The sequence below is a fragment of the Microbacterium sp. R1 genome, assembly GCF_015159725.1.
Lineage (GTDB): Bacteria > Actinomycetota > Actinomycetes > Actinomycetales > Microbacteriaceae > Microbacterium > Microbacterium oxydans.
In genome coordinates this window covers 301,242-323,196 of sequence record NZ_JADDUD010000003.1, presented here as the reverse complement: position 1 = coordinate 323,196, position 21,955 = coordinate 301,242, and the positions used below count along the sequence as shown (strand labels likewise).

At 69.0% G+C, this 21,955-nt stretch carries 16 protein-coding genes; 7 read left to right on the top strand and 9 right to left on the bottom strand.

Going from position 1 to position 21,955, the window contains the following annotated elements; translation table 11 throughout:
* Positions 1 to 396: 396 nt before the first annotated feature.
* The 4 genes from ILP86_RS19810 to ILP86_RS15330 are packed head-to-tail and all read left to right on the top strand — an operon-like array spanning position 397 to position 4,631.
* Positions 397 to 2,475, top strand: a complete 2,079-nt coding sequence (locus ILP86_RS19810; protein ID WP_193762358.1) for a sigma-70 family RNA polymerase sigma factor — start codon at positions 397 to 399, stop codon at positions 2,473 to 2,475.
* A 9-nt stretch (positions 2,476 to 2,484) separates the two neighbouring features.
* Entirely contained in the window at positions 2,485 to 2,856 is a 372-nt protein-coding gene (locus tag ILP86_RS15340; protein WP_046748837.1) for a YrdB family protein, read from the top strand.
* Between the two features lie 10 nt (positions 2,857 to 2,866).
* On the top strand, positions 2,867 to 4,231 hold the full coding sequence (locus ILP86_RS15335; RefSeq protein WP_058632681.1) for an FAD-binding oxidoreductase: 1,365 nt from the start codon (positions 2,867 to 2,869) through the stop codon (positions 4,229 to 4,231).
* The gene (locus tag ILP86_RS15330; protein WP_046748835.1) at positions 4,224 to 4,631 is read left to right on the top strand and encodes an NUDIX domain-containing protein; all 408 of its coding nucleotides are present in this window, start codon (positions 4,224 to 4,226) and stop codon (positions 4,629 to 4,631) included. The genes ILP86_RS15335 and ILP86_RS15330 overlap by 8 nt, the downstream gene beginning before the upstream one ends.
* A gap of 28 nt (positions 4,632 to 4,659) precedes the next feature.
* On the opposite strand, the gene nagB is transcribed toward ILP86_RS15330, so the two are convergent.
* The 5 genes from nagB to ILP86_RS15305 form a co-directional block, all read right to left on the bottom strand.
* Positions 4,660 to 5,439: a glucosamine-6-phosphate deaminase gene (gene nagB, locus ILP86_RS15325; protein ID WP_046748834.1), complete on the bottom strand. Its 780-nt coding sequence runs from the start codon at positions 5,437 to 5,439 to the stop codon at positions 4,660 to 4,662.
* Positions 5,432 to 6,397, bottom strand: coding sequence for an ROK family protein (locus ILP86_RS15320; protein WP_171010998.1), 966 nt, complete (start codon positions 6,395 to 6,397; stop codon positions 5,432 to 5,434). The genes nagB and ILP86_RS15320 overlap by 8 nt, the downstream gene beginning before the upstream one ends.
* A gap of 43 nt (positions 6,398 to 6,440) precedes the next feature.
* On the bottom strand, positions 6,441 to 7,628 hold the full coding sequence (locus ILP86_RS15315) for an ROK family transcriptional regulator (RefSeq protein ID WP_058632679.1): 1,188 nt from the start codon (positions 7,626 to 7,628) through the stop codon (positions 6,441 to 6,443).
* Positions 7,629 to 7,707: 79 nt separating this feature from the next.
* A complete protein-coding gene (locus tag ILP86_RS15310) occupies positions 7,708 to 10,995 on the bottom strand; it encodes a family 20 glycosylhydrolase (RefSeq protein ID WP_193762357.1) in 3,288 nt (1,095 codons plus the stop codon).
* Positions 10,986 to 12,203: an alanine racemase gene (locus ILP86_RS15305; RefSeq protein ID WP_227751282.1), complete on the bottom strand. Its 1,218-nt coding sequence runs from the start codon at positions 12,201 to 12,203 to the stop codon at positions 10,986 to 10,988. The genes ILP86_RS15310 and ILP86_RS15305 overlap by 10 nt, the downstream gene beginning before the upstream one ends.
* 25 nt (positions 12,204 to 12,228) lie before the next feature.
* Between ILP86_RS15305 and ILP86_RS15300 the strand changes: the two genes are divergently transcribed.
* Together ILP86_RS15300 and ILP86_RS15295 are read left to right on the top strand one after the other, a co-directional pair.
* The gene (locus tag ILP86_RS15300; protein ID WP_193762356.1) at positions 12,229 to 12,633 is read left to right on the top strand and encodes a RidA family protein; all 405 of its coding nucleotides are present in this window, start codon (positions 12,229 to 12,231) and stop codon (positions 12,631 to 12,633) included.
* A gap of 108 nt (positions 12,634 to 12,741) precedes the next feature.
* Positions 12,742 to 14,232: a L,D-transpeptidase family protein gene (locus tag ILP86_RS15295; RefSeq protein ID WP_308431956.1), complete on the top strand. Its 1,491-nt coding sequence runs from the start codon at positions 12,742 to 12,744 to the stop codon at positions 14,230 to 14,232.
* A gap of 84 nt (positions 14,233 to 14,316) precedes the next feature.
* Here ILP86_RS15295 and ILP86_RS15290 read toward each other — a convergent pair whose 3' ends face one another.
* Positions 14,317 to 16,536, bottom strand: coding sequence for an NADP-dependent isocitrate dehydrogenase (locus ILP86_RS15290; RefSeq protein WP_058632675.1), 2,220 nt, complete (start codon positions 16,534 to 16,536; stop codon positions 14,317 to 14,319).
* A 175-nt stretch (positions 16,537 to 16,711) separates the two neighbouring features.
* Here ILP86_RS15290 and ILP86_RS15285 point away from each other — a divergent pair, with 175 nt between their 5' ends.
* Entirely contained in the window at positions 16,712 to 17,170 is a 459-nt protein-coding gene (locus ILP86_RS15285) for an N-acetyltransferase (RefSeq protein ID WP_046748828.1), read from the top strand.
* Positions 17,171 to 17,264: 94 nt separating this feature from the next.
* On the opposite strand, the gene ILP86_RS15280 is transcribed toward ILP86_RS15285, so the two are convergent.
* The 3 genes from ILP86_RS15280 to ILP86_RS15270 form a co-directional block, all read right to left on the bottom strand.
* Positions 17,265 to 18,083, bottom strand: a complete 819-nt coding sequence (locus tag ILP86_RS15280) for a hypothetical protein (RefSeq protein WP_058632673.1) — start codon at positions 18,081 to 18,083, stop codon at positions 17,265 to 17,267.
* A 94-nt stretch (positions 18,084 to 18,177) separates the two neighbouring features.
* A complete protein-coding gene (locus ILP86_RS15275; RefSeq protein WP_046748826.1) occupies positions 18,178 to 19,992 on the bottom strand; it encodes an ABC transporter ATP-binding protein in 1,815 nt (604 codons plus the stop codon).
* On the bottom strand, positions 19,989 to 21,920 hold the full coding sequence (locus ILP86_RS15270; protein WP_193762354.1) for an ABC transporter ATP-binding protein: 1,932 nt from the start codon (positions 21,918 to 21,920) through the stop codon (positions 19,989 to 19,991). The genes ILP86_RS15275 and ILP86_RS15270 overlap by 4 nt, the downstream gene beginning before the upstream one ends.
* Positions 21,921 to 21,955 lie beyond the last annotated feature (35 nt).

The following is a 21,955-nucleotide window of genomic DNA, read 5'->3' as shown; positions in this document are numbered from 1 at the left end:
CCCCTCGTGAGACGGGCGGCCGGGTTCTCCTCCCCCGAGGATCCCGACCCGCCCGACCGGCGCGAATACCCCCCGCACCAGTGCCTGGATCCCGCCCCCCCGGTGGGATCGCTACGGCTGTCTACATGGGATGAGACGTGGCACATCCCGATTCATTACGCGACTTCCCGAAAAAAACTTCGACAGCCCGAAAAGACGTCGTCGATCTCCGGCCCCGCACATCGCACGCCCGCTGGGCGGTGACAGTGCCCGAAGCCGGGCATCCGCTTGGAGTTCCGACGGAGGGTGGCTTACCTGGGAGATTCGCGAGAGAATAATGAAGTCGCGTGATGAGAGGCGCTCTTCTGCGTCTCTTCCGGTGGAGGCGCAGCTGCGCCCCGCGACAGATGGATGATTGTGCACGAAGAGAACACGACTCACGACGAAACGATCGGCGACGCCGACCTGATCCTCCGCACCCGCTCGGGAGACACGGGGGCGTTCGGTGAACTCTGGCGCCGACACTATCCGTCCGGACTCTCCGTCGCGCGCTCCGTGACCTCGTCGATCGACCCGGACGATCTGGTGCAGGAGTCGTACACGCGCATCTATCAGGCGATCCTCAAAGGCGGCGGCCCCAACGGCTCGTTCCGCGCCTACCTCTTCACGAGCATCCGCAACACGGCCGCAGGGTGGGGGCGCGCGCGCCGCGAGACGGCGATCGACGAACTCGACACCGTCGCCGACCCCGACAGCACCGACCAGGCTGCGAGCGAGGCACTCGACCGCAGCCTCACCGCTCAGGCGTTCCGCAGCCTCCCCTCCCGTTGGCAGGAGGTGCTCTGGTACACCGAGATCGAGCAGATGAAGCCGCAGGAAGTCGGGCCGCTGCTCGGCATGAAGGCCGGCGCCGTGTCGCAGTTGGCCTTCCGCGCCCGCGAAGGCCTGCGTGAAGCGTGGATCCAGGCCCATCTGCGCAGCGCCGAAGACGGCTCAGAGTGCCAGTGGACCATCGAGCACCTGGGCGCGTACTCGCGCGGCAACCTCAGCACTCGCGATCACAAGCGCCTCGAACTGCACCTGGACGAGTGCGCGCGGTGCATGATCGTCGCAGCCGAGGCGAAGGACGTCTCCAAGCGTCTGGCCCTCGTGCTGCTTCCACTCGTCCTCGGCGTCACGGGCGCCGCGGGGTACCTCGCCACGCTCCAGGGCGCCGGCACGCCGATCGTCGCCCTGGCGGCGATGCCGTCCAGCATTCCCGGTGCCGTCTTCGCCGGCGACCCCGGCGCCACGCATGCCGCAACCGGTCTCGCCGCGGCCGGCGGTTCCGGTTCTGGTTCCGGTGCCGGCGGCTCAGCGGGTGGAACGGCCGGCGCTTCATCAGGAGCCGGATCCGCAGGTGGCATGTTCACCGGTATCGGTGCACTGGTGGGAGTGGGATCCGCCGCTCTGGTCGTGGCCGGTGTCGTCGCCGCCGCCGCGATCGTCCCCGGGCTCGCCGGTGCCGATCCCGCGACGTCGCTTCCGAACGCCGGCGATGAGGACCCGTCCTCGATCTCTGCAGATGTCGGACCCGACGAGACGATGAACCTCGACGAGCCCGTCGTCATCGAACCCCCGGTCACCGTCCCCGACGAGACCCCAGCGCCGCCAGCCGCAGAACCTCAGCCTGGCGCAGATCAGGCGGGCGCACCCGTTCCTGTACCGCCCGCCACCGTCCCGCCCGTCACGGTCCCGCCGGTCATCGTTCCGCCGGTCGTCGTCCCGCCTGTCGATCCCGTGGACCCGGTCGACCCTGTGGACCCCGTAGATCCTGTGGACCCCGTAGATCCCGTGGACCCCGTCGACCCGGTGGACCCCGTCGATCCGGTGGACCCGGTCGACCCCGTGGGTCCGGTCGTCCCCACGGAGGCACCTACGTGGCAGACCGCCACCATCTGGTTCAACGGACTCCAGGTCCACTACAGCATTCCGGTCTCGGGTGTGGCCGGCCAGAGGGTCGAGGCGCTCCTGGACGACAGCACCGGCGGAGGCGACAGCATCCTGCTCGACGAGTCCGGCTTCGGAGTCATCGATCTCCGTCCCACCTTCTGGCAGTTCATCGACGCCGACCTCACGACCGTCACGTTCCGATACGTCCTCGCATCCGGCACGGGCCCTTCCGCGGTCACCACCCTCCTCGATCTCGAGCCCAACCGCCCCGAGACTCCGGGTGAGGTGGTTCCGGTCGAATCGACCACAGCGGAGCCCTCCACGACGAGCGACGTTTCCGCGTCGTCTGTGCCGTCCGAGTCTGCTCCGGTCGCTACCGAGCCGGAGGCACCCGCGTCAGACCCGACACCCACACCGGACGAAGCAGCACCGGCACCGATCGAAGCAGCACCCGCTCCGGTCGAGACGGCCCCCGTCCAGACTCCGCCGGCCGAGACCACGCCCGCAGCAGCGCTCACGGAGGCGCCCGTTGCACCGGCTGAGGAAGCCCCCACCGGCGAATAGACTGGATCCATGTCCTCGGATCCCGCTCCCGTTCCCGGCGTCGACCGTCCGGTGGTCACCGCACTCGACATCGTGCGCGCTGTCGTCCTCATCGTCGCCGTCGCCTCTCTGGCATTGTGGGGCTTCGCGAGCTGGGATCTTCCGTGGAACATCGTCATCGGTATCGGCGCGCCGGTACTGGTGATCCTGGTGTGGGCTCTCTTCCTCTCGCCGCGACCTGTGCTGCGCGTGCACCCGTTCCTCCGCGCCGCGGTCGAGCTGCTGATCTACGTCGGCGTGACGATCGCCTGGTGGTCGATGGGGCAGGCACTCATCGGCACCGCCTTCGCCCTCGTCGCCGTGGTCGCCGGTGTGCTCAGCGGCCGGCGCGCGTTGTCGTGAGATCTCCCTCATGAGTGTGCTCGCGCTCCTTGAGGAGTCCCTCGGAGCGCTCGTCGACACCGATGAGGCGACGCTCGAGGAAGCCAGAGCCGACCGCTCAGGGCACGCTGCCGCCGGCAGACCGCTCGCTGTGATCCATGCGGAGCGGGTCGAGCACGTGCAGCAGACCATGCGCATCGCGACCGCCACCCGCACACCGGTCGTGGTGCGTGGTGCCGGCACGGGTCTCGCCGGTGCCGCGAACGCCGGTACGGGCGAGATCGTCCTCTCCCTGCGCAGGATGACCGCGATCAACGAGATCCGTGCCGACGATCTGCTCGCGGTCGTCGAACCCGGCATCCTCAACGCCGACCTCAACGCCGTGCTCGCGGCTCACGGGCTGTGGTGGCCACCTGACCCCGCCAGCCGCGACATCTCCACGGTGGGTGGGAACATCGCGACAGGTGCCGGAGGGCTGCTCTGCGCCAAGTACGGGGTGGTTCGCGACGCCGTGCTGGGGGTGGACCTGGTGCTCGCCGACGGGCGCCTGCTGCACCTCGGACACCGCAGCGTCAAGGGAGTGACCGGGCTCGATCTCACCGCGTTGGTGGTCGGCTCGGAAGGCACGTTGGGCGTCGTCGTGGGCGCGACCCTCAAGCTCCGCAGGCTCGTCCCCGGGGAGACCTGCACGATCGCCGCGACCTTCTCGGGGGTGCGTCACGCTGCCGCCGCCTCGGCCGCTGTGACAGCCGCCGGCGTGCAGCCAGCCATCATGGAGCTGATGGACGCCGCGAGCCTCGCCGCCGTGCACGCGCTCCTCGCTCTTCCCATCCCGCATCAGGGAACAGCTCAGCTGACCATCCAGACCGATGGTCCGGCCGCCGCGGCCGAAGCGGAGGCGATCGCCACGATCCTGCGCGCCCATGACGGCCTCACTGTCGTCTCACACGACCGCGACGAGGGCGAGCGCCTCCTGGCGGTGCGCCGTTCGATGCATGCAGCGATGGCCTCGCTGGGGACGACGCTGATCGAAGACGTCTCGGTACCACGGAGCGCCATGCCGGCGATGTTCGACGAGATCGCCCGCATCGAACGCGAGTACGACATCGTCATCCCGACGGTGGCACACGCAGGCGACGGCAACCTGCACCCGAACTTCATCTTCGAAGGGACGCAGACGCCTCCGCATGTGTGGGCGGCCGCCGACGAACTGTTCCGCGCCGCCATCCGCCTCGGAGGAACCCTCACCGGGGAGCACGGCATCGGGGTGCTCAAGCGCCGCTGGCTCGCCGACGAACTGGGCGACGACCAGTGGCGACTCCAGCGCCAGATCGCCGCGGTCTTCGATCCTCTCGGCATCCTCAACCCAGGGAAGGTCTTCAGCCCCGATGCCTGACATCCACGTGAGCGCGGCCGTGATCGTCGATGAAGCGGGGAGGGTGCTCGTGGTCCGCAAGCAGGGAACGACCATGTTCATGCAGCCCGGCGGCAAGCCGGAATCCGGCGAGTCCCCGGCGCAGACGTTGATCCGCGAGATCGAGGAGGAGCTCGGGGTGGTGCTCGATGAAGCGGCGCTCCGTCCTCTCGGCACGTTCGTCTCCGCCGCAGCGAACGAACCGGGTCACCGTGTCGTCGCCGAGGCCTTCGCGACCTCCATCGATCCCGCGACCGTCGCCGTCCAGGCCGAGCTCGCCGAGCTGCGCTGGATCACGCCCGCAGACGTCGGAACGCTCCCGCTGGCGCCGCTGAGCCTGGAGCACCTGCTCCCGATCGCCTGGCCCGCCCCGGCGAACTGAGTTCACCAGGGCAGGCATCAGGCACGTCTCAGATGCCCTGCCAGGCCGGCTTATTGGCGAACGTGTACCGGTAGTAGTCGGCGAGCGCGAGACGCGACGCAGCCGCTTCGTCGACGACGATCGTCGCGTGCGGGTGCAGTTGGATCGCCGATCCGGGCAGGATCGCCGACAGCGGGCCCTCGACTGCACCGGCCACAGCCTCTGCCTTGCCCTCGCCGAAGGCGAGCAGCACGAGGTGGCGCGCCTCCAGGATGGTGCCGAGCCCCTGCGTGATGCAGTGCATCGGGACGTCGTCGATCGACTCGAAGAAGCGGGCGTTGTCCTCGCGCGTCTGCTCCGTGAGGGTCTTCACACGCGTACGCGATGCGAAGGAGGAGCCGGGCTCGTTGAACCCGATGTGCCCGTCGGTGCCGATCCCGAGGATCTGCAGGTCGACTCCACCGGCAGCCGCGATGGCCGCGTCGTAGTCCTCACCCGCATGCTGGATGGTGGCCTCCGCGCCGTTCGGCACGTGGATGCGCGCGGGGTCGAGACCGAGCGGCTCGACGACCTCGCGGGTGATGACCGAGCGGTAGCTCTCCGGGTGCGCCGGGTCGATGCCGACGTACTCGTCGAGGGCGAAACCACGCACCTGTGAGACGTCGCGGCCTGCGAGCTGCGTGCGCAGCGCCTGGTAGACCGGCAACGGGGTCGACCCCGTTGCGAGGCCGAGGACCGCGTCGGGACGACGCGCGATCAGCTCCACGATCTCGGTGGCGACCAAAGCGCCTGCGGCCTCGGCATTCTCGACGATGACGACCTCAGCCATGCGGGACGATCTCCTTCTCGGTGGTGGAGGCGCCGACGAGTGCGGCGCCGAATGCGGCAGCGGGGGAACCCGCGGGAAGCAGTTCGATTCTCTCATCCAGGCGGAGCGACCGCATGAACGGCGAGGCCTCCGCGCCGGCATGCAGGGCCGCGCGGAGTCCGTTCTCGAGTCGGTCGCCGAGAGCGGTCAGCCCTCCCCCGATGACCACCCTCTCCACGTCGGCGGAGAGCACGAGAACACGCACTGCGGCGGCGGCCCCGTGATAGAGGTCGTCACGGAGGGAGACAGCATGCGGATCCCCGGCGTCCGCCGCATCGAAGATGTCCCTGATGGGCAGAGTGCCGGGTCGGCCCCAGGCCTTGGCCAACGCCCCTCCGCCGCAGAACGTCTCGACGCACCCGTACTGCCCGCAGCCGCACAGGCGCCCTCGCGGATCGACGGAGAGATGACCGACCTCCCCCGCGGTTCCGCGTGCGCCGCGCCAGATCCGTCCGTCGATCACGATCCCGGCAGCGACGCCGGTCCCGAGATTCAGGTAGGCCATGGAACCGGCGACTCCGCTCAGCACCGCAGCGCCGAGGGCCGCGGCCTTCACGTCGTTCTCCACGCGGAACGGGACTCCGAGAGCGAGTTCGGCCCTGACGGCGAGGTCCAGGGACTCCACGCCGAGGTTGACCGCGTGGTCGACACGGCCGGTCTCGGCGTCGACGAGGCCGGGGATGCCGATCCCGACGGAGCCGACGTCGGCAAGGGGGAACCCGTTCTCCTCCGCGAGTGCCTTCACGGCGGTAACGATGCTCTCGACGACCGCGTCATCGCCCCAACCCGTCGGTCGGCGCAGGCGTCCGCGGATGGCCCCAGAGGGGTCCACGGCGACCGCGTCGATCTTCGTGCCGCCGACGTCCAGGCCCACTCGAATCGGCCGACCGGCGCGGTCGGCAGTGCTCGCACCCGTCATCGGATGCTGCTCCCGGCCGTGCCGTCAACGGTGCAGATGACGTTCACGACACTCCCAGCTGTCCCGAGAGCACCATGACCGCAGCTCCGCGCAGGACGATGTCCTCCTGGTGCGTCAAACGCACGACGACGTCTTCGAACACGCCCTCGAGGGTGCGCGCGCGCAACGTCGCGATGGCGGCCTCGATCAAGATGCCGTCGAGCAGCTCCGCCGGACCGGAGATCACCACCTCGGAGAGGTCGAGGGCAGCGACGATCGGAGCGGTCGCGATCGCCATCCGCGTCCCGGCATCGCGGAGGATCTCATCGCGTGCCTCGGGATCAGCGGCGATCGCCGCCTCGAGCCGACTCACGCTGAGCCACGCCTCGAGACAGCCGTCCTTCCCGCACGCGCAGCGAGGGCCCCCGTCGGTACCGACGACGACGTGACCGATCTCTCCCGCGGCGAAGCGGCTGCCCAGCAGAGGCTGGCTGCCGGTGATGAGGCCGGCGCCGACACCCTTGCCGATCTTGATCAGCATGAAGTCGGCCTTCGCCTCGCCGAACGTGTACTCGGCGAGCACCGCCGCGTTGGCGTCGTTGCGGGCGAGGACCGGAAGGTCGAGATCGACGCCGAGCTTCGCCTCCAGCGGGAAGTTCGTCCAGCCGAGGTTGGGAGAGCTCAGGACGAGCCCGTCGGGACGCACGACACCCGGGGTGCCGATGCCGACGCCCAGCAGCGGCTGAGTCGAGGCCTCGACCAGCGTCTGTGCGAGTTCCCGCAGCGCCGCGTATGCCGCCTCCCCGTCGGGGGATTTCGGACGCGGCACCTCGCGCCGCTCCAGCACGTCTCCGTCGAGGCTCAGCACCGCCCCGGTGAAGGCGTCGGGGCCGGAGAGATCGAGGCCGACGATCTGATGGCCGAAGCGATCGATGTCGATGAGGATGGGCGGCTTGCCCGGCCCCACCGCTTCACGGACGCCCATCTCGATGACGATCCCGTCGGCGATGAACTCGGCGACCAGGTCGGAGATGGTGACACGGGTGAGGCCCGTCTCCCGGGAGAGGTCGGCGCGACTCATCGCCCCCGAGTGGTACAGCGTCTGCAGCACCAGTGCACGGTTGTGACCGCGCGCATGCTCTGGCAGCACCTTTGATCGCGAGCGCAGGTGGCGCCCCGGGCCGAAGGCGTGCGCATTCGCACCGGCGTACTCTGACGGCGATGCGGAACGCTGTTCATCCGAAACGGACATGTTTGTTAGTAGACCTTACGAACAAAATTTGCGCAACCTCTGCCCGCGGACGCGCTGGCAGGGTTACCGAAACGTTACATTACTTTCGATCGTCGACGACGACCGTGCGTGAGCGCCCGATGAGGCGCTCGACCAGGCCGGCGACGATCTGCTCCCGCGCCTCGATCGTGAGCGGCTTGCCCGGCACGCCGGGACGGCGCTGCTCGGGCTCCGGCCCGTCAAGGGGACGATACCGCACCCCCGCTGCGGCGAGCCGGCGCAGGTGCATCGGCAGACGCCGCTCGAAGTCGGCGTAGGGTCCCGGCTCCCCGCCGTCCCACAGACGCTCCGCGATCGCGGCGAGTCGAGGGAACATCGCGAAGTCGACGCGGTCCCTGGTGGGCAGGTGCTCGCTCCACACGTTCGCCTGCCCGCCCACAGCGCCGTCTTCGACACGCAGGGAGTACGCGCGCTCGATCGTGAGAGGCGGGCCCACTCTGATCGGCTCCTCCTCCGACTCCGACTGCGGGTAGTCGAGGTAGACCTCGAGGTCGGGGCACGCGACGACCTCGATGCCGAGCCGCAGCGCCTCACGCATGGCGGCGGGACCCCGCCACGCGAGGATGCGCACGCCCTCGGGCACGTCGCCTTCGAGGACCTCGTCCCAGGCCAGTGCCGTGCGGCCTCGTCCGCGGACATGCGCGACGAACTGCTCCGTGAACCACGGCTGCACGTCGTGTGCAGACTCGAGTCCGAGTTGTCGCATGCGCTCGGCCGCCGCGGCGCTCTGCTCCCACTCGGTCACCGGCACCTCGTCACCGCCGATGCCTATCCACTCCGAGTCGAACGCATCGCAGAGAACATCGATCGCGGCGAATCCGAAGGCCAGGGCCTCGTCCGTCGGGGCGAGGGTGCGCGGATTGACCCCGAAGCGCTCCCATGCAGACAGCACAGGCTCTCCGACGTCGACGTTGCCGAGCTCCGGATACGCGGCGAGACCCGCTTGGATGTGTCCGGGCAGCTCGACCTCCGGCACGAGGGTCACGAAACGTTCTCGCGCATAGGCGACGAGCTCTCGCAGCTCCGCGGTCGTGTAGAAGCCCTCGTGCACTCCCGGCTCCACGGTGGACAAGGGGCCGTGTCCGAGCTGGGTGGCTTCCCGTCGCGCGCCCACTTCCGTGAGCCGAGGGAAGCCGGGCACCTCGAAGCGCCACCCCTGATCGTCTGTGAGATGAAGGTGCAGCACGTTCAGGTGATGATCGGCGAGGAGATCGACCAGACGACGGACCTCGTCGACGGTCCGGAAGTGCCTGGCGACGTCGAGCATCGTCCCTCGCCAGCTGTACGCCGGCGCTCCCTCCCACACCCCGGCGGGGATGTGGGCCGATGCGGCGTCCGGATCCCGCAGCTGCCGCAGAGTGGTGGCACCGCGGAACACGCCGGCGGGGCTCGCTCCTCTGATCTCGACTCCGGCTGCACTCACGCTCACCCGGAAGGCCTCGTCACCGACACGTCCTCGCGCCGCGGCCTCAGCGCCGAGGTTCTCGTCGACCATCAGTCGGATCGGCGGGAGTTCGGCGTCGCCCGCGCCGGCGAGACCGCCGAGCCGGGCGGCAGCGGCGACGAGCTCAGGGGCCGAGAGGATCGGCGTGCGCTCCGTCCACGCGAATCCGGGGGCGACCGGATCGATGCGGGCACCGATGTGCGGCACGGTGGCGCGATGCGGCGGGGGCGGCATCCGCAGTGCGCGTCCGGGGGTCCGCCCCGTCGCCTCGCCCTCCGACACCACCGGCACTCCCCCGACAAGTACCTCGATGATCCCGCGCGGCGGTGCGAAGGGGGAGTCGAACGTGGCCCCCGCCTCGACCGTCTCCGGGTCGAAGAGCACGAGGTCGGCGGTCGCTCCCCGCCGGACGACGCCCCGAGGTGCGTCACCCCGGTCGAGTCCCAGCCGATGCGCCGGCGTCCCCGACAGGTGTCGGACGGCCTCCTCCCAGCTGAGGATGCCGAGCTCGCGCACGTAGTGTCCGAGGTACCGCGGGAACGTACCCCGCCCACGCGGATGAGGCCGCGCCCCGATCAGGATCCCATCACTGCCTCCCGTGTGCTGCGAGTGACGCATGATCGTCCGGACGTTCTCCTCGTCTCCGATGTGCATGAGGATTCCGGTGGCGGCGGCGTCCTCCACGATCGTGTCGAGCACCACATCGACGGCACGGCGACCGGTCGTGGTCGCGATCTCGGCGATCGTGCGGCCGATCAGACCCGAGAGGGCGGGGTTCACGGTGCCGGAGACCTGGATCTGCGTCCAATCGGCCCTCTCGCCGTGGAATCCGTCGCAGCCGACGTCTTCCAGTTCCACGCGGACGGCCTCCCTGCCCGCTTCGTCGAGCGCGGAGACGGCAGCGAGCAGGTCGCCGGATTCCGCCAGCCTGCTCGGCAGCAGAGCGGAGAGCGTCGTGGCGCCGGGCAGATACGGGTACGTGTCGAGCGTCACGTCGACGCCGTCCTCGATCGCCTCGTCGATCAGGGCCAGGAGCTCATCGGCGCGGCCGCGGTTCGGGGCGAAGTTCATCGTCGCGTGTGTGAGATGCACGGGGCACCCGGTGCGCCGACCGATGTCGAGCGCCTCCCGGTAGGCCTCCAGCGCCGCTCCCCCGTAGCTCCGGGTGTGCGGCGCCCAGTAGCCTCCTCGCTCGGCGACGATGCGGCACAGCGCTTCGAGCTCCGCCGTGTCCGCGTACATCCCCGGCGTGTAGGTGAGGCCGCTCGACATCCCGAAGGCTCCCGCGTCCAGCGCGCGACCCAGGATCTCCCCCATCGCGGTGAGCTCCGCAGCGGTCGCTCGACGGTTCTCGTGGCCGACGACCATCATCCGCAGATTCCCCTGGGGGACGAGGACGGCGGCGTTCGCGACCGCTGCGGCGTCGATCGCCGCGAGCAGGTCGCCCATCGTCCGCCACGGCACGTCGGACGGAGTTCCGTTCCACCCGGCGATCTGCGCGGGGATGATCGCCGCCGCCGCATCGTCGAGGGGCGCATAGCCCAGGCCGTCCTGACCGAGCACCTCGGTCGTCACACCCTGGCGGATCTTGGCGTCGTGCGCCGCGCCGCTCAGCACTGCGAGCTCGCTGTGCGCGTGCATGTCGATGAATCCGGGCGCGAGGACGAGTCCCTCTGCCGCGACCTCCACGGCGCCCTCGGGAAGTTCGAGTTCGGGGAGCTCGAGTTCAGGATTCACCGCACCGGCCGGGAGGATGGCGACGACCCTCGCGCCCTCCACCGCGACGTCGGCCACGTACCGGGGCGCCCCCGTCCCGTCGATGACGGTGGCTCCGCGGTACACCCGCACCTGTCCGGCGGCGGCCTTCTCGGCACTCAGAAGCACGTCGCCACCGCCCCGATCACGCGCGGATCGGCGGCATCGGGGTCGTCGATCACGGCGACGACCCTCCACTTGTCGAAGGCGGTGCACGGGTGGGAGAGCCCGAGACGGACGACATCGCCCACCGCGACCGTGTCATCGCCCGTGAGGCTCAGGAACGCATGCTGATCGTTCAGCGCCGTGATCTCCCCCCGCAGCCCCTGCGGGATCGGCAGATCCAGGTCGAAGGGCACATCGCGCCGTCCGGCGTCGAGGAGCGCAAGGCCGTCCTCGGGCTGCGACACCACCCGCGACCAGGCGTGCATCCCCGAGCGCAGAGGCGCGGTGCCGACGAGCGGTCCGAACGGAGACATGCGCGAGTAGAAGCCGTCGTCGTGGATCTGGAACGCCCCCGAACGCAGGACGACGTCCACCTCGTCCCCGGCGGCTGCGAGGACGGCGGCCGCCCGATCAGGGAAGGCGCTGCCTCCCGCGCTGAGAATCGGACGGAGACCGTGCGGGTACTCCAGTCGGGCGTGCAGATCCACGAGCGTCTGCAGGTACGCGTCGACGGCGGCGACCGAGGCATCGGAGCGATCGGGACCGAAGGGCCCCTCGTATCCCGCGACGCCGGCGAGGCGCAGCCCGGATGCGTCCGAGACGGCCTTCCCGATCCGCTCGCCCTCCTCCACGCTCCGTGCGCCCGTGCGGCCGTGCGCGCCGCCGAGTTCGACCAAGACATCGAGCGGACGCGCGGCATCGTGCATCCCCCGCGCGAGGATGGCCACTCCCTCGAGAGAGTCCGCCCAGCACAGCACGCGCAGGTCGGGGTCGGCTGCGAGCAGTGCCCCCAGGCGACGCACCGCAGTGAGATCGGTGACCGCGTTCGCGATCAGCACGATCGAGACGCCCGCGTCGACGGCGACTTCGGCCTGCCAGGGCGTCGCCACGGAGATCCCCCATGCCCCCGCGTCGAGCAGTCGCTGCCAGAGGGCCGGAGCCATCGTGGTCTTGCCGTGTGGTGCGAGGAGCACCCGGCGCTCCCTCGCCCATGCGAAGACGGTCTCCTCGTTGTGCGCGAGGGCGCCCTCGTGCACCGTCAGCACCGGCGTCACCAGGTCGGAGAGATGCAGATCCGCATCCCCCACCTGCGAGAGGCGGAGTCCCGCTGCGTGCGCAGGAAAGCCCTTCGTCCAGGTGCCGAGAACGGGATCCGGAATTTGTAGAGGCATCTAACAATGCTACTAGGCTGGCGGCATGACCGCGAAGATCCGAGTTTCCACCGACGCAGCCCCCGCCCCCGCCCACACCTTCTCGCAGGGTATCCGCAAGGGCCCGTTCGTGCAGGTCTCCGGCCAGGGACCCGTGGACCCGCAGACCAACGAGTACCTGCACCCCGGGGACGTCGCTGCCCAGACCACCCGCACGCTCGAGAACGTGAAGGCGATCGTCGAGGCGTCCGGCGCGACGTTCGACGACGTCGTCATGCTGCGCGTCTACCTGACCAAGCGCGAGGACTTCCCGATCATGAACGACGCGTACGGCGCCTTCGTGACCGCTCACACGACCAACGGCGTCCTGCCGTCGCGCACCACGGTCTTCACCGGCCTTCCGCGCGAGGAGATGCTCGTCGAGATCGACGGCATCGCCATCATCGACTGACGTCTGCGTTGCGGGGAGGCACGTTATCACGGACCGTTGCCTCCCCGTTACCTCCCATCCCGTACCATTGGACGCCAGGACACGTTTGAGAGCCGGGGGGTGAAGTTCGTGACCGATCTGATTTCTGCGCCGGGCGCAGCAGCCGAGGCGCGCGGAGACGACTCCGCGCCCACTGCAGTGCTCGCGCCGACCGACGCTCCCACGGAGACCGTCCCGCCGACCACCGGTGACCAGCCGCTCGCCTGGGCTCCGATCGAACCGTCTCCCAAGAAACGTCGCCTCGGCCTCTGGATCGGCCTCGGGCTGGGAGTCGTCGCCCTCGGCGCCGGAGCCGCGTCGATGATCCTGATCGCACCGGGAACCACGGTCGCCGGGATCCCGGTCGGCTGGATGACTCCTGGCGCCGCCGCCGACGCTATCGACGCCCGCCTCGCTCAGACCGAGATCACGCTCACCGGCGCGGGAGACGGCACCGTCCTCACCGGCGCCGACCTCGGTGCGGACGTCGACGCCACCGCTCTCGCCGACAAGGCTTTCGCGGAGCACCCGCTGTGGAACCTCGGCGCCTGGATGGGCGACCCCGTCCCCGCAGAGATCGCCTTCGACACCGCGAAGGCGGACGCCGCGCTGCGTGGCGCCGTGCCGACCAGCTTCGACGACCCGGTGGATGCCGGTGTCGTCTTCGATGCCGCCAGCGGCACCTTCGTGATCACACCGGCAGAGGCCGGAACAGGGATCGACCTCGCCGACCTCAACGCCGCCTTCACGGCAGCGGTCGGAGAGGGTCGCAGCGCGCTCGAGTACTCGGGAGACGCCGCGGAAGCCGCGCCGGCCGTCTCCGATGACGACGCCACCGCCACCGCCACCGCTCTCAACACGATGCTTCCCACCGTCGGCTTCTACGTCGGCGAGGAGCGGACCGTCCCGGTCGATCCCGCCGTCGCCGCCTCCTGGCTCACGGTCGTCGATGACGACGGACAGCTGAGCATCAAGGCCGACCCCCAGGCGATCCAGGCCACCGTGGACAGTCTCCCCTCCGTCGTCGACCGCGCGCCGGTCAACGCGACCAACATCGTCGACTCCGCCGGCACCGTGCTCCGTGCGGAGCAGGAGGGTGCCACCGGTCGAGCGCTGGGAGACACGTCAGGCATCGCGGACCAGTTCGCCGAGCAGCTGGCAGCCGGAAACGGAGCCTTCGCGCTCTCGGTCACCGAGACGCCCTTCGAGACGGTGAACCTGTTCCGCCGCATCGACATCAACCTCAGTTCGCAGCGGGCCGTCCTCTACGAGAACGGCGCTGTCGTGAACTCGTGGGCCGTGTCCACCGGCCTGCCAGGGACTCTGACGCCCACCGGCAACTTCAAGGTGTTCGCGCACACGCGTATCCAGGACATGGGCTGCTACGAGGGCGCCCCGTACTGCACGAAGGACGTGCCCTGGATCACCTGGTTCGCTCCGAACATCGGCTTCCACGGCACGTACTGGCACAACAACTTCGGCCAGCGCATGAGCCACGGTTGCGTCAACCTGCCGATCGACCTCGCCAAGTACGTCTACGACTGGTCCCCCAAGGGGCTCGAGGTCTCCGTCCACTACTGACGAAGCGCTCCGCGCTCGCTCGGGCAGACGGGCCGAACACGAAGAAGGGGGCGGATGCCGAAGCATCCGCCCCCTTCGCTCGTCTCAGCGCAGGGCGTCGACGATCGTGTTCAACGTCGTGGACGGACGCATGACGGCCTCGACCAGCTTCTCGTCCGGACGGTAGTACCCGCCGATCTCCGCGGGCTGTCCCTGCACGGCGTTGAGCTCGGAGACGATGGCCTCCTCGTTCGCGGCGAGCTTCTCGGCGATCGGCGCGAAGGCCGCAGCGAGCTCGGGATCCTTCGTCTGCGCTGCCAGCTCCTTCGCCCAGTACAGGCCGAGGTAGAAGTGGCTGCCGCGGTTGTCGATCGTGCCGAGCGCACGACCGGGCGAGCGGTCCTCCTCGAGGAAGGTTCCGGTCGCGGCGTCCAGCGTCTCCGCAAGCACGCGGGCCTTGTCGTTGCCCGTGCGGTCGGCGAAGTGCTCGAGCGAAGCCGCCAGCGCGAAGAACTCACCCAGCGAGTCCCAGCGCAGGTAGTTCTGCTCGACCAGCTGCTGCACGTGCTTGGGAGCGGAACCACCGGCACCCGTCTCGAACAGCCCACCACCGGCGAGCAGCGGCACGATCGAGAGCATCTTGGCGCTCGTGCCGACCTCGAGGATCGGGAACAGGTCGGTCAGGTAGTCACGCAGCACGTTGCCGGTCACCGAGATGGTGTCGAGCCCGTGACGCATGCGGGCGAGCGTGTACCGCGTGGCCTCTTCCGGCGCGAGGATCGTGATCGTCAGGCCCTTGGTGTCGAGCGTGGCGAGGCCCTGGTGCACCTTCGCGATGATCTGGGCGTCGTGCGAGCGGTTCGCGTCCAGCCAGAACACGGCGGGGTCGCCGGTCGCGCGTGCACGCGTCACGGCGAGCTTGACCCAGTCCATGACGGGGATGTGCTTGGTCTGCGTCGCGCGCCAGATGTCGCCCTTGCCGACCTCGTGCTCGATGAGCACGGTGCCCTCGCTGTCGAGCACCTGGACGATGCCGTCCGCCGCGATCTCGAAGGTCTTGTCGTGGCTGCCGTATTCCTCGGCCGCCTGCGCCATGAGACCCACGTTCGGGACGGTACCGATCGTGGCGGGGTCGAGCGGGCCGTTCGCGATCACATCGTCGATGACGGCCTGGTAGACGCTCGCGTAGGACGAGTCCGGGATGACCGCGATCGTGTCGGCCTCCTCGCCGTCCTTGCCCCAGAGCTTCCCACCGTTGCGGACGAGGGCGGGCATCGACGCGTCGACGATGACATCGCTGGGCACGTGGAGGTTGGTGATCCCCTTGTCGGAGTTCACGTACGACAGGCGCGGCCCCTCGGCGATGGCCTTGTCGAACGCCGCAGCGATCTCCTCGCCACCGGCGACATTCGACAGGCCTGCAAGGATCGAGCCGAGGCCGTCGTTCGCGCTGAGTCCGGCTTCGGCGAGCTGCGTGCCGTACTGGTCGAAGACGTCCTTGAAGAACGCCTTCACGACGTGACCGAAGATGATCGGGTCGCTGACCTTCATCATCGTGGCCTTGAGGTGCACGGAGTAGAGCACGTCGTCGGCCTTGGCCGCCTCGAGCGTCTCCGCGAGGAACGCGTCCAGCTCCTTCGCGGAGAGGAACGTGGCGTCGATGATCTCACGCGGGAGGACCTTGAGGCCCTCCTTGAGGATCGTGACGGTGCCGTCCTGCGCCGTGTGACGGAACGAGAGGACGTCGTCGTGGGCCGCGACCCACGAGCGCTCGTTGTGCTTGAAGTCGTCGTGGCCCAAGGTCGCGACGCGGGTTTTCGAGCCGTCCGCGAAAGGCTTGTTGCGGTGCGGGTGCTTCTTGGCGTAGTTCTTCACCGCGAGCGGTGCGCGACGGTCGCTGTTGCCCTCGCGCAGCACGGGGTTCACTGCGGAGCCCTTGATGCGGTCGTAGCGGGCGCGGACGTCCTTCTCCTCCAGGGAGGTCGGCTCGTCCGGGAAGTCAGGGATGTCGAAGCCCTGCTTCTGCAGCTCGGCGATCGCACCCTTCAGCTGCGGGATGGACGCCGAGATGTTCGGCAGCTTGATGATGTTGGCCTCGGGGAGGGTGGCGAGGCCACCGAGCTCGGCGAGAGCGTCACCCACCTGCTGCTCGGGAGTGAGCTTCTGCGGGAAGGCGGCGAGGATGCGTCCGGCCAGCGAGATGTCGCGCGTCTCGACCTCGATGCCGGCCTGGCCGGTATATGCCTGGATGATCGGGAGGAACGAGGCGGTGGCGAGCGCCGGTGCCTCGTCTGTGTACGTGTAGATGATGGCGTCGTCGGTCACCGGGAGGTACTCCGTTCGCGGGGAAATTTGTCTCGATACCAAGATACCTGAGCCGGTCTGGCCCTGTGGTCCGCGCCTGCGACCGCCGACCACCCCATGTCGACGAACGGCCACAGAGGGGCGAAATCTTCGTCGGAAACGTGTCCCGCCTCTCCGGAGGGGTTAGCCTGGGTCCATGTCCGAACTGCGCATGGTCGAACTCTCCGCTGCGACGATCGTCGCCGTGAACAACCTGTCGCTCAAGCCCGGACAGGAGCAGTTCCTCGCTCCGGTCTCCTACGGGATCGCCGCGACCGTCATCAACCCGCAGACCTCCTGGCAGCGGGTGATCCTGGACCGCAACGAGGTCGTCGGCTTCGTCAGCGCCAACTTCGACGACGAGGCCCCGGAGGAGCACTTCCGCTCCGTGCTGTGGCGCATCAACGTCGACGCGGACGACCAGGGTCGCGGCGTCGGCCGCTTCGCCGTCGAGGCGCTCATCGACGAGGCGCGTGAACGCGGAGTCGACCACGTCAACGTGATCTACGAAGCCGGGGAGGACGGCCCAGAGGCCTTCTTCCGTCGCGTCGGCTTCACCCCCGTCGGGGAGACGGCCTACGGCGAGGTCATCGCCGAGATCCGGGTCACGTCCTAGACCGGGCGGCGGGGTCTCGAATCCCCTCCCCCATCGAGACCTCGTCGCCCTTCACTCCCCTTCGGGGGAGCGCTCTCACAGCCCTGGCGGGTTCTCAGGAACGGTCGTCGGGGGTGCCCCCGGGTTTCCGCCGGCTCGTCCACGATGAGAGAGCGGCCGCGGCCGCTCCGGCAGCGCGATCGATGGCCTCGGCGGAACGGTTCAGCATGTCTTGAGCGGCGTCCTGCCACGCCGGCGTCGCCGGCGCCTCCCCCGCGTGCACCTTCGCGGCGTGTTCGGCGGCTTCGAACGCCCGCTCGAGCTCGGCGACAGCGTCACGATAGGCGGCGAACTCAGCCGGGGTGATGCGTCCGGAGGCCGCGCGGCGCATCTCCGTCGCGTGTCCGGCGGCACGGAAGTATGCGGCCGTCTCCGCGGACTTCACGTCGGTCATCGCCGGATAGGAGATCTGCAGAGCGGGGTCGGTCTCGTAACGCATCCAGCGTGCCGTCACCGCGTCATGCGCGGCGTGGAGTCGCTCGATCGGGCGCGGCTCCGCCGCGGAAGGCACGGCGGCGCGAGCCGCGTTCAGCCGCACCTGGCGCGCGCGCACATCGGCCGACGCGGCCTTCGCATCGCGCTCCCGCTCCTTCAGCATCCGCCGAGCCCCTGCCACCTGTTCGGGCGTCGCTCGCTGGGCCGCCCGCTCCGCCGTGACGCGAGCCAGGTCGGCGCGCGCGATCTTCCACGCGGTGCGCCGCTCGGCGGCGACCAGCTGCGCCTCTCTCAGATCGTGGCGGGCGGCATCGACCGCGAGCCTGCGTCCGCTCACCGTGCTGTTGCGACGTCGCATTCCCATCACACCCACCGTTCCCGCGGCGACTGCCGTCGGCGCGATCCACCACCACTCGGCGACGAGCAGCAGGGGGTCCATACCTCGATGCTACCCAGACGCACACGACTTCCGGTCGCGATATGACAGCTCACCTGCGCCAGACGGCTGTCATATCGCGACCGGAAGAGGCAGATCAGACGAGAGTCTCCTGCCAGGCCGCATGCAGCTGCGCGAACTTGCCGGTACCGCCGATCAGGGCAGCGGGAGTGTCGTCCTCGATGATGCGGCCGTGCTCCATCACCAGCACCCTGTCGGCGATCGCGACCGTCGACAGGCGGTGCGCGATGATGATCGCCGTGCGGTCCTTGAGGAGGGTCTGCAACGCATCCTGGATCAAGCGCTCGGACGGGATGTCCAGCGAAGCCGTCGCCTCGTCGAGGATCAGCACCGCGGGGTCGGCGAGGAAAGCCCGGGCGAACGAGATGAGCTGACGCTGCCCCGCCGACACCCGACCACCGCGCTTGTTCACATCGGTGCCGTATCCGTCGGGCAGCGACGAGATGAACCCGTCGGCGCCCACGGCCCGTGCCGCGGCCTTGATCTCGTCGAGCGTCGCATCCGGCTTGCCGAGCGCGATGTTGTCGGCGACGGTGCCGCTGAACAGGTAGGCCTCCTGCGTGACCATGACGATCGCGCGGCGAAGGTCCTTCGGGTGCAGCGACCGCAGATCGACGCCGTCGAGCGTGACCCGCCCTTGGGAGGGGTCATAGAAGCGCGAGATGAGCTTGGCGAGCGTCGACTTCCCGGCGCCGGTCGTTCCGACGAGGGCGATCGTCTGCCCCGCCGGGATGTCGAGGGAGAAGTTCGGGAGGATCGTCTTCTCTCCGTTGTATCCGAAGGTCACCTCGTCGAACTCGACATGCCCACGGGACTCCCACAGGTCGACGGGGTTCTCGGGGTCGGGAACCGTCGGCACCTCCTCGAGCACGCCCGAGACCTTCTCCAGCGCGGCCGTGGCCGACTGATAGGAGTTCAGGAACATCGCGATCTCCTGCATCGGCGCGAAGAAGTTGCGGACGTAGAGCACTGCCGACAGCAGCACACCCACGGTCAGCGCACCCTCGGAGACGCGGATGCCTCCCCACAGCACGACGATGCCGAGCACGAGGGCCGCGACGCCCATCAGGCCGGGCTCGAACGTGCCGAACAGCAGCATCGAGCGACGGTTGACGTCGCGGTAGTCGCCGGCGATCTCCTGGAACGCCTTGTCGTTGCGCGGCTCCTTGCGGAACGCCTTGACGGCGCGGATGCCGGTCATCGTCTCGACGAACTGCACGATCACCTTCGCACTGATCACGCGCGACTCGCGGTAGACGAGCTGCGAACGCGAGTAGAACCAGCGCATCAGGTAGAACAGCGGCACGCCACCGATCGCCAGGATCAGGCCCGACTGCCAGTCCCAGAAGCACAGCGCGATGAAGGTGAACAGCCCGAAGAGCACGCCGGAGACGAGTTCGTTCAGGCCACCGTCGAGCAGCTCCTTGATCGAGTCGAGGTCGCTGGTCTGACGGGAGATGATGCGCCCCGAGGTGTACGACTCGTGGAACTCCAGGCTCAGGCGCTGGGTGTGCAGGAAGATGCGCTTGCGCAGGTCCAGCAGCACCGCCTGCGTGAGCTTGGCCGCGATGATCACGTACCAGGCGATCAGCACCGCAGCGAGGGCACCGGCCAGCAGGTAGATGCCTCCGATCATGAACGTCGGCATCCAGTCGGCACGCTCGATCACCGCAGGCAGCGCTCGGTCGAGGCCCAGGCTGATGAGGATGGGGCCGGCGACCTGGAGCGCGGTCGACACGACCAGCACCGCGGCGGCGAGCACGATCCTCGGCTTCAAGGGGCTGACCAGGGATCCGAGCAGTCGGAGGGATCGACGACGGATCTCCCTGCTCTCCTCGCGGGTGTACTCGGAACGATCCTCGTTCCTGGTTCCGGTGATGGCGGAGCTCATCGCTGCACCTCCTTCTCGCTGATGGGGTCTTCGTCGGCGGCCTGCATCCCGAGGCCCGCACGGACCTCTTCATCGATCTCGGACTGCTCATCGCGGATCACCGGGATCGTCCCGGTGCGCGCCGCCTCCTCCGCCTCGAGGCTGGAGATGACATGACGGTAGTGCCGACTGGTCTTCAGCAGCTCGGAGTGCGTGCCCACCGCCGTCACGCGACCGGCTTCGAGCAGGGCGACGCGATCGGCGAGCGCGACGGTCGAAGGGCGGTGCGCCACGATCAGGGCGGTGGTGTCGGCGAGCACGTGCCGCAGCGCCTCCTCCACGAGAGCCTCGGTGTCGACGTCGAGCGCCGACAGCGGGTCGTCGAGCACGAGCACCTTCGGATTCGCCGCCACCGCACGGGCGAGGGCGAGCCGCTGGCGCTGACCGCCGGAGAGGCTGAGCCCCTCCTCGCCGATCACCGTCTCGACGCCGTCGGGCAGGGAATCCACGAACGAGGCCTGAGCGACGTCGAGAGCTTCGCGCAGCACACGCTCGCCCTCTTCGCCGTGCACGTCGAGCTCGGCACGACCGAGCAGCACGTTCTCCCGGACCGTCGCCGAGAACAGCGTCGCATCCTCGAAGGCCATGGCGATGTGCTGACGGAGCTCTGCCAGCGGCAGCTCGCGCACGTCGACGCCGTCGAGGGTGACCCTGCCTCCCGTCACGTCGTACAGACGCGTGGGCAGCGTGGTGAGCGTGGTCTTGCCGCTGCCGGTCAGCCCGACCAGCGCCATGGTCTCCCCCGGTCGCAGCACCAGGTCGATGCCGTCGAGCAGGTCGCGTTCGTGCGCGCCGGCGTCCTGATAACGGAAGTGCGCGTTCTCGAACGTGAGCTCTCCGCGGGGGTTCTCGATGTGCACCGGGTTCTCCGGGTCGGTGATGGTGTTGGTCTCGGAGAAGATGTCGAACACGCGATCGGTCGCCGTGCGGGCGTCGAGCATGAACGAGAACAGGAAGCCGATCGACTCGATGGGCCAGCGGAGCACGACCGCCATCGCGAAGAAGGCGAACAGCTGCGCCTCGTCGATCTGCCCCACCGAGATCAGCCAGATGCCGGACATCAGGCTCAGGCCGAACGCGATCTGCGGCATGAGGTCGAGCCAGAACCAGATCGACGCGATCGCGCCGGCCTTGCTCATCTCGGTCTCACGCAGCGTCTCGGCCTGTCGGCTGAAGCGGCTGAGGGCGTGCTTGCCGCGCCCGAAGGCCTTCAGCACGCGGATGCCGTGCACGCTCTCCTCGACGCTGGTGGCGAGGTCGCCGGCCTGATCCTGGCTGCGACGGGTGAGCGCGCCGTAGCGCTTCTCGAAGAGGTAGCCGCGGATCCACAGCGGGATCGCCGTGACCAGGAAGATCGTGCCCAGCAGCCAGTGCCACCGGAACAGCAGCACGGAGCCGATGATGATCGTGAGGATGTTGACGACCAGTAGCACGAGGCCGAACGCGAGCCAGCGGCGGATGAGGCCGATGTCCTGCATCATGCGGCTGAGCAGCTGTCCTGAGCCCCACCGGTCGTGGAAGGACACCGGGAGGGTCTGCAGGCGCGAGTAGAGCTCCGTGCGCATCTTGTACTCGACCTGCGTGGCCGGGTTGAGCACGAACTGACGTCGCAGCCATACCATGAGGGCCTCGCCCAGGGCGAGCGCGAACACGGCGACAGCACCCCAGATGATGGCGCTGATCTCACCCGAACGGACGGGTCCGCTGATGATCTGCTCGAGGACGATCGGGATCATCAGGGCGATGACGGCGGCGATGAGCGCGCTGGCGGCACCGCCGGCGAGCCGCCAGATGACCGGCTTCACGAAGGGCTTCAGGCGCCACAGTGCGGCCGGAGTGGAAAGGGTCGATGAAGGCGAGGGATTCTGCGCGGAAGGCGAGGAGGACATGTCTCTCAGACGAGTTTCGTATGGACAGCGGTTGC